Origin of the sequence: Rhodococcus sp. IEGM 1370, assembly GCF_033142325.1 — a bacterium.
In the GTDB taxonomy this organism is placed as follows: Bacteria; Actinomycetota; Actinomycetes; order Mycobacteriales; family Mycobacteriaceae; genus Rhodococcoides.
This window is the reverse complement of sequence record NZ_JAWLRY010000053.1, coordinates 1-2,491: the sequence shown is the minus strand read 5'-3', so window position 1 is coordinate 2,491 and position 2,491 is coordinate 1. Positions and strand designations below refer to the sequence as shown.

The following is a 2,491-nucleotide window of genomic DNA, read 5'->3' as shown; positions in this document are numbered from 1 at the left end:
CTCCATCGTCCTATCCGCCCACGTCAGGGGCAACAAGACTCTAAAACAAGATGGCCCCGTTCACCGGGGACACGCCAAATCCGGTAAGTTGCGTAGCGAGAGACCGGTTGCGGAGCTTTGAATCGTAGATGCAGTACGAAAACTTGCCGTCTCGTCCGCGCCCGTGCTCGAGCGGCAAAACCAGCGGGCCTTGCGAGGTGGTGAGCTCCCTGAAGTCATCTGCCGTTAGGCCGCACTACGAAGTCAAAGGGTGCCCCCGCGCTGGCGAGGTTGCCGAGAACGTGTCTCGCCACTGGCCATAGGCTTGTGGCAGGTTTCGCGAACTCGCGCCGTTGTTGCATTCGTGGCAAAGCGACTACGCGCTGTGGGCTTCTTCGAATGCCGCTAGCAAGGTCGCGACGTTGTCTTTGTCGTGGTACATCACAATCGCGGATTCATTGTCGGTGTGCCGCGGTGGAATGTGCTCCTTCGTCATCTCTCCGAGAGCTCCGCAGTGCCGGGACCAATCCCAGTCCGCTGAGCCAGTGTTGCTCATGGTGCACGTGCAGGTCGCCCGACTAAGACGGAACTTCTGATCCGACCGGGATCGCTCTCGACTGCTGCGGATCGCGCGGCGATCTCACGCGACCGAGTCCGTCATCCATTGACGAACATCGGAAAGGACTTGGCGTGGGCGAGCCGCAGCGGAATACACGCGAATCTCCCTGTAGCAAGGGTGGTCGATACCTAGGGCTGGGAGATCGTCTTCGCGCAGCCGAACCACCCAGAACCCGGCTGCGAGCAGATCTCGGCTTTTGCGTTCATCGACGAGGATCTTCGCTGGTGCGCGGTGCCAATACGCGCCGTCGTATTCGATGACTACCGTATATCCGTCTACATCGACGCTGATGTCGGCGGTCCACGCTTTTCGGGTAGTGAAGGCTTTACTCCTGATCGTTTTGCCGGATCGGGCGTTGCCGAACGCCTCTTTGGCGGCGGTGTGGTGAGCCAGTTCGACCCGTGACTTGCCGGCTTGCCGGCAGTCCGGGCATTCGGCGCCGATCGAGCGGCTACTCAGCGGTGCCTGCCACGTGTGGTCGGGATTAATGGCGCAAATCCATTCTGGCACGAACGAAGTAGTAGTGTGTGGGCGTACGTTCCACGCGCTGAGCGGATTCGTCGGGCTCCACTCCGCGGCGAGCCCTGGATCGTGCCAGGCCAATGAGCCTAGGAAAGTACGGCAATCCGGGCATCGTAACCGTTGGTATTTGTCACGCGTAACTACACTGTCTTGCCATTCACAACCGCAGCAATCTGCTCGCCACCACACCGTTCGCTTCGAGTCCCACACCACATTCTGCGGTGTGAAGCGTCCGTTGAGCGTCGGATGCCACTGACCTGCGATCTCGGGCGAGGTGTCGGCGAGCCACCTTTTCTCCTTGGCAGCGCCGCGGCAACTCGGGCAGCCCGTTTGGAGGAACGTGGTGGGAGTCAACCTAGGGTGGTGTCCACGAGGACAATGGAATCGACGCAGCTGCGAGCCACCAGCAACCATCACCTCCCTAGGGTCGGCATCGTCAGCCCACGCGGCTGCAAGCTCCGGGACATCGGCGACCGGTGTCGTCTTCCACTCCGCGAACTTGAGACTCCGTACTTCGCGCTGGCGGGTCTCACAGTCCGGACAAATCGGCCGTTCGGTCATAGCGGCAGGCTTCGCCTCGAACCGAAGACCACACGTCGGGCACCGCCACCTGCAAATCCGGGTGGCAAGCACGGTCACCGTGCGAAACGTCGCGTCGTCATTGTGCTCGTGGTCCCACCAATCCACTGCAGGGGAGTCCGAGTCGGCTAGCAACTTCCGACCGGGGCGAGGACTGGCCGGATTTGATGATCGAGAGTTTCGGGAACATTCGCAATGCCAGCCGAAGTCCGCCATCCGTGCGGCGCTGATACGCGCACACTGGCGGCACTTAGCCACCACTGGGCCATTGCCATCGTCGCTAATCTCGTCGAGTGGGTCGATCAAGTCGTAACCGCACTCGTCGAGCCGGCCAACGATCTTATGCCTATCGACTGCGACTCCAGGAGTAGGTCCTCCGTTACCCGCCCACCCCCGCCAATGACACGCCCGACAGGTCAGAATGCCGGCCGCATTGTTGCCGATTACGTAATCAAGCTTGTAGTGAGCCTGGACACCGCAGGCTCGACAGGTCGTAAGACGCCACTCGCGTGGCTTCGTGAACGGCTCCGCTGGATCGAGGCCACCTGAGCGAACGATCGCGTCAATGCAGTCGAGACACCAAGATGGCTTCGTCCGGGTCGCGAACGCCGCCTTTCGTTGGCACCCTGGGGTTGAGCACGCCTGGGTCTTAGGCACGATTGCTTTCCCTTCTCAGCAGACTGACCGACTTCTCGCAAAGCGATTATCTCGTAACGGGGACTGTCTGAATAACGGTTGATCCGGTCCTTGGTTCGACACGCCGAGCTCAGCTTGGTGGGAAGGATCGACGAT

Annotated in this window: 1 protein-coding gene; it reads right to left on the bottom strand. The window is 60.8% G+C overall.

What is annotated here, in order from left to right:
• Positions 1-619: 619 nt before the first annotated feature.
• Positions 620-1,915, bottom strand: a complete 1,296-nt coding sequence (locus tag R4P47_RS24915) for a zinc-ribbon domain-containing protein (protein WP_269596701.1) — start codon at positions 1,913-1,915, stop codon at positions 620-622.
• Positions 1,916-2,491: the final 576 nt, after the last annotated feature.

Bases quoted from the DNA above. Each gene is read 5' to 3' on its own strand.
- R4P47_RS24915 (WP_269596701.1), bottom strand. From the start codon at position 1,915: ATGGCGGACTTCGGCTGGCATTGCGAATGTTCCCGAAACTCTCGATCA.